The sequence below is a fragment of the Stenotrophomonas sp. P5_B8 genome (genome assembly GCF_054049855.1).
In genome coordinates this window covers 1-1,850 of the sequence record NZ_JBFULO010000591.1, presented here as the reverse complement: position 1 = coordinate 1,850, position 1,850 = coordinate 1, and the positions used below count along the sequence as shown (strand labels likewise).

The following is a 1,850-nucleotide window of genomic DNA, read 5'->3' as shown; positions in this document are numbered from 1 at the left end:
CTGGCCGGCTCCTCATGAGCCTCGGGAGCGCATGCATGAAGCCGGCCAGCGGCCGGCACTACCTGGGTTCCCAAGAGCCGGCCAGCGGCCGGCACTACCGGGTTCCCAACCGGCGGTCAGCGGTCGGCACGTGCGGGTTGCCAATGCCGGCCCGCGGCCGGCACCTGGGCCACACCTCGCCTTACGCCGACAACTCCAGCAGCAGCTTGTTGAGCCGGCGCACGTAAGCGGCCGGATCCTTCAGTGTGTCGCCGGCGGCGAGCGCAGCCTGGTCGAACAGCACCCGGCTGAGGTCGTCGAAGCGCGCGCTGTCCGCTTCCTGGTCCAGCTTGCCGATCAACGGGTGGCCGGGGTTGAACTCGAACACCGGCTTGCTGTCGGGCACCTTCTGGCCGCTGGCTTCCAGGATCTGGCGCATCTGCATGCCCAGGTCCTGTTCGCCGATGGCCAGGATCGCCGGGGAATCGGTGAGGCGGTGCGAGACGCGCACGGCTGCCACGTCGTCGCCCAGCGCGGTCTTGATGCGTTCGACCAGGGCCTGCTTGTCCTTGGCCACGGCCTCCTGCGCCTGCTTGTCTTCCGCGCTTTCCAGCGCGCCCAGGTCGAGGTCGCCACGGGCGACGTCGGCGAACGACTTGCCGTCGAACTCGGTCAGGTAGCCCATCAGCCATTCGTCGATGCGGTCGGTGAGCAGCAGCACTTCGATGCCCTTCTTGCGGAACACTTCCAGGTGCGGGCTGTCCTTGACCTGGGTGTGGCTGTCGCCGGTCAGGTAGTAGATCTTGTCCTGGCCGTCGATCATGCGGCCGACGTAATCGGCCAGCGACACGCTCTGCTCGCCGCTGGCGTCATGGGTGGAGGCAAAGCGCAGCAGGCCGGCGATCTTCTCGCGGTTGTTGAAGTCCTCAGCGGGGCCTTCCTTGAGCACCTGGCCGAACTGCTTCCAGAAGCCGGCATAGACCTCGGGCTTGTCGGTGGCGAGCTTGTCGAGCATGTCCAGCGAGCGCTTGGTCAGCGCCGACTTCATCGAGTCGATGACCGGGCCGGACTGCAGGATTTCGCGCGAGACATTCAGGGACAGGTCGTTGGAATCGACCACGCCCTTGATGAAACGCAGGTACATCGGCAGGAACTGTTCGGCCTGGTCCATCACGAACACGCGCTGGACGTACAGCTTCAGGCCCTTGGGCGCGTCGCGGTGGTACAGGTCGAACGGGGCGTGGCCGGGGACGTACAGCAGGGAGGTGTACTCGAGCTTGCCTTCGACCTTGTTGTGGCTCCAGGCCAGCGCGTCCTGGTGGTCGTGCGCGGCGTGCTTGTAGAACTCCTGGTACTCGGCGTCGGTGATCTCGGTGCGCGGGCGGGTCCACAGCGCGCTGGCGCGGTTGACGGTTTCCCATTCGACCTCGGCCGGGGCATCCTCGCCGTGGTGTTCCTTGACCATCTGGATCGGCAGGCCGATATGGTCCGAGTACTTCTTGATGATGCTGCGCAGGCGCCAGCCGTCGGCGAAGTCCTGCTGGTCGTCCTTGAGCTGCAGGACGATGCGGGTGCCACGCTCGGGCTTGTCGATGGCTTCAACGTCGAACTCGCCTTCGCCGCGCGAGGACCAGTGCACGCCCTCGCTCGCAGGCAGGCCGGCGCGGCGTGAATAGACGTCGACMTGGTCGGCGACGATGAAGGCGCTGTAGAAGCCGACGCCGAACTGGCCGATCAGCTGCGAATCCTTCTTCTGGTCTCCGGAGAGCTGGCGCAGGAAGTTGCCGGTGCCGGACTTGGCGATGGTGCCAAGGTGGGCGATGGCGTCTTCGCGGCTCATGCCGATGCCGTTGTCGTCGATGGTGAGAGTG

The 1,850-nt window shown here is 66.1% G+C and carries 1 protein-coding gene; it reads right to left on the bottom strand.

All coding sequences use genetic code 11. From position 1 onward, the window contains the following. Window positions 1-181: 181 nt before the first annotated feature. On the bottom strand, window positions 182-1,850 hold a 1,669-nt coding region (htpG, locus tag ACXJKH_RS19685), incomplete at its 5' end, for a molecular chaperone HtpG (RefSeq protein WP_457321889.1).